The following is a 2,720-nucleotide window of genomic DNA, read 5'->3' on the forward strand; positions in this document are numbered from 1 at the left end:
ATGAAAATTGCAATGCTTTCACCCATAGCCTGGCGAACGCCCCCTGTTCATTACGGGCCCTGGGAACTTGTTACTTCTTTGCTTACAGAAGAGTTGGTAAAAAAAGGGATAGATGTAACTCTTTTTGCCACTGCCAATTCAATAACAGAAGCAAAGCTTAGATCAGTATGTCAAAGGGGGTACGAGGAGGATAAGAGCATAGATCCAAAGGTGTGGGAATGTCTTCACATATCGGAATGCTTTGAACATGCAGGGGAATTTGATATTATTCACAACCAGTTCGATTTTTTACCGTTAACTTATTCGGGATTGACAGATACACCCTTAATTACCACTATACACGGTTTCTCATCGCCTCGCATTATGCCGGTGTACAAAAAATACAACCGCAAAACACACTATGTTTCCATAAGCAATGCCGACCGTTCGCCCCTGCTGGACTATATTGCCACCGTTTATCATGGCATTGATACGGGTAATTTTACCTTCAATCCTAATCCGACAGGCGACTATCTGCTATATTACGGGAGGGTCCATCACGACAAGGGAACTAAAGAGGCGGTAGAGATTGCCCTGGCACTTGATATGCGGCTGATTATCGCCGGTATTATTCAGGATCAGTTGTATTTCGACACTTATGTTAAGCCTTTTCTAAAAGAGGGCAAAATTGAATATATAGGCAGCGTGGGCGCTGACAGGCGTGACGGGTTACTGGGAAATGCGCGACTGCTCTTGCATCCTATCAATTTTAATGAACCATTTGGCCTATCCATTGTGGAGGCTATGGCATGCGGAACACCTGTAGTAGCATTCAACAAAGGGAGCATGCCTGAGCTGATAACCGATGGGAAAAACGGCTATCTTGCAGAGAACTCAGAAGATGCCATTGAGAAGATCAGGAAGGTGGATAAAATCAGCCGGCAATCTTGTAGAGAGGTTGTGGAAAAGCATTTCACCAAGGAGGTCATGGCTCAGAGCTATATAAAAGTGTATGAAAATATTTTGAATAAATAATTTTACTGTTACCCGGCTCTTTTCTTTTACGCTTCTTCTGTTCTCGTTATCCGTTTCCGGATTTACAAACTCGCCTAATGTCAATAAAGGGAGCAAGTGAAGGAAACAATAGGTTTTTTAAAACTATTTATCCGTTTAGTTGTTAAACATATAATAAAAACATGAAACGTGCGGGCATAATCATTCTCACTTAACAGTTATAGTGAGGTGCAAGTTCCGTAAAAAAACTTATAAAAATGAAAAACTGGAGGATAGAATCATTGATTATTGCGGTGGGACTGACATTAATAGGTGTCATGATTAATACCGGTATCAGTAATTTTAAAAACAGAGACCGTGTAGTAACGGTAAAGGGACTTGCCGAGATGGAGGTCCCTGCAGATAAGGTTGTTTGGCCTTTGATGTACAAAGATTTAGGTAATGATTTATTAACGCTCTACAACAATATTCAAACGAAGAACAAAACCATTGTGGAGTTTTTACAGGCAAACGACATATCAAGCGAAGAGATAAGCGTTGCTCCTCCTGAAATAATTGATATGGAGGCAGAACGTTACTCCGCACAAACACCTCAATACCGGTACAATGCTACATCGGTAATCACCGTTACTTCCAAAGATGTGGAGAAAATAAGGAAACTAATCTCAGAGCAAACCGAACTGCTGAAGCAGGGTGTTGCCATTACGGGTGGCGATTACCGCTATAGCACCATCTACGAGTTCACTGGGTTGAATGATATTAAACCTCAAATGATAGAGGAGGCTACCAAAAACGCACGGCTTGCCGCCGAAAAATTCGCCATCGACTCCGGAAGCAAGCTCGGTAAGATACGCGATGCTTCACAGGGGCAGTTCTCCATTACCGATAGGGATGCCAACACGCCATACATTAAAAATATAAGGGTAGTAACCACGGTAAACTACTACCTGAAAAATTAAAACGAACCAGCAACAGTCTGCAATATTTAGACCTAATAAATAACTAAGATTGCATATCGCTTACAAAGAGAAGCGTTTTCCAGTTTTAAGATAACTCTCATATTTGTTTTGGTTGAATCTGTAATAAAAGGCTCCTCTGCGAGAGTTTTCCTTGTCTTTTATCTCCAGTTTATCCAACAGGTTCATCGAGCTGAGTTTCTTCCTAAAGTTACGTTTATCCACAGGCATTTGATAAATAGCTTCATAAAGATCCTGCAAAGCAGGAAGTGTAAACTTGTTATTAAAGAAGCGAAACATTAGAGGTTGCGTCGAAACTTTATACTGAAGAAGCTTTAGAGCATCGTTTACCATTAGGTTGTGGTCGAAAATAAGTTGCGGTAGTCTATTTATGTTTGTCCATTTGGCATCAAACTTTCGTGCCTGTGAGGTATTGAAATTTTCCGTTGGCACCAGTGCATAAAAGGCTACAGAAATAACCCGTCCCCCCGTATCACGGTCTATCTCTCCGTAAGCCTTTACCTGCTCCATGTAAATGTTTTTCTGTTTAGTGTACCGGTATAACACTTTTTCAGCTGCCTTATACAGGCTTTCATCTGCTTCCATAAAACCTCCCATAAGAGACCATTTATTTTTTAAAGGTTCAACAGGCCGCCGGGTAAGCAGTACGTGAAGATCTTTTTTGCTAAAACCAAAAATAATGCAATCCACTGCGATCAAAAATTGATCATTATTTTTGTAATATGTCTGTAACATAGTAATTATAAGGTA

The 2,720-nt window shown here is 40.7% G+C and carries 3 protein-coding genes; 2 read left to right on the top strand and 1 reads right to left on the bottom strand.

Features of this window, described 5'->3' with window-relative positions; translation table 11 throughout:
- On the top strand, positions 1–1,014 hold a 1,014-nt coding region (locus B3Z75_RS13710; protein WP_286844510.1), incomplete at its 5' end, for a glycosyltransferase family 4 protein.
- Positions 1,015–1,250: 236 nt separating this feature from the next.
- Positions 1,251–1,952 carry an SIMPL domain-containing protein gene (locus tag B3Z75_RS13715; protein ID WP_238866840.1) on the top strand — a complete coding sequence of 234 codons (702 nt, stop codon included), beginning with the start codon at positions 1,251–1,253 and terminating at the stop codon, positions 1,950–1,952.
- A gap of 60 nt (positions 1,953–2,012) precedes the next feature.
- Here B3Z75_RS13715 and B3Z75_RS13720 read toward each other — a convergent pair.
- A partial coding sequence (locus B3Z75_RS13720) for an NUDIX hydrolase (RefSeq protein WP_349676045.1) occupies positions 2,013–2,720 on the bottom strand: 708 nt, incomplete at its 5' end.

It is taken from the genome of Proteiniphilum sp. UBA1028 (genome assembly GCF_002316955.1).
In the GTDB taxonomy this organism is placed as follows: Bacteria; Bacteroidota; Bacteroidia; order Bacteroidales; family Dysgonomonadaceae; genus Proteiniphilum.

Excerpts from the sequence above, each read along its gene's own strand:
- B3Z75_RS13715 (WP_238866840.1), top strand. The coding sequence starts at position 1,251 with ATGAAAAACTGGAGGATAGAATCATTGATTATTGCGGTGGGACTGACA.